The 773-nt window shown below is 50.7% G+C and carries 1 protein-coding gene and 1 pseudogene; one reads left to right on the top strand and one right to left on the bottom strand.

Annotated features, from left to right (window positions below):
• Positions 1-686 (top strand): annotated as a pseudogene (locus tag A3712_RS19610) (tyrosine recombinase XerC); the annotation flags it as partial.
• Here the strand turns inward: A3712_RS19610 and A3712_RS26980 are convergent.
• Positions 659-739 carry a site-specific integrase gene (locus tag A3712_RS26980; RefSeq protein ID WP_231891844.1) on the bottom strand — a complete coding sequence of 27 codons (81 nt, stop codon included), beginning with the start codon at positions 737-739 and terminating at the stop codon, positions 659-661. The pseudogene A3712_RS19610 and the gene A3712_RS26980 overlap by 28 nt on opposite strands.
• Positions 740-773: the final 34 nt, after the last annotated feature.

Below are 773 nucleotides of genomic sequence, written 5' to 3'. Positions count from 1 at the left end.
GCATTGCGACTCGCTTATCGTCACTGCGTAGCTTCTTTGATTTTCTTGTCTTACGGGGCGAAATAACCGCGAACCCTGCAAAAGGGGTTTCTGCGCCTCGTAAGCAGCGCCCGTTACCAAAAAACCTCGATGTAGATGAGGTCGGTCAGTTACTTGACGTGAATGAAGACGACCCGCTGTCGATTCGCGACCGAGCGATGATGGAGGTGATGTACGGTGCTGGTTTACGTCTTGCTGAGCTGGTCGGTATCAATCTTAAAGACGTGCTGAGCCGCCAAGGAGAAATCCGAGTGATTGGTAAAGGTGACAAAGAACGTAAGGCGCCATTCTCTGGTTTAGCCAAAGAGTGGGTTGATAAGTGGCTGAGAGTCCGTGGTGAATTGGCTTCTCCGGGAGAGGATGCCTTGTTCGTCTCTAAGTTGGGCACGCGTATCTCTCACCGAAGTGTTCAAAGGCGCATGGAAGAATGGGGCAAGAAGCAATCTGTGGCGAGCCATATTAGCCCACATAAGTTGCGCCACTCCTTTGCAACGCATGTGCTCGAGTCGAGCCAAAACCTTCGTGCGGTCCAAGAATTATTGGGTCATGAAAACATCTCGACCACCCAAGTGTACACTCACTTAGATTTCCAGCATCTAGCACAAGCATACGATCAGGCTCACCCAAGAGCCCGTAAGACAAGAAAATCAAAGAAGCTACGCAGTGACGATAAGCGAGTCGCAATGCTGCTTGCCTTCATCCCGTCACGCATGCCTTTACTGGCAAGTTGTCTT

It is taken from the genome of Vibrio sp. HI00D65 (genome assembly GCF_001635455.1).
Taxonomy (GTDB): Bacteria; Pseudomonadota; Gammaproteobacteria; order Enterobacterales; family Vibrionaceae; genus Vibrio.
The sequence above is the reverse complement of the archived record's forward strand: the minus strand, read 5'-3'. Positions and strand labels throughout refer to the sequence as shown.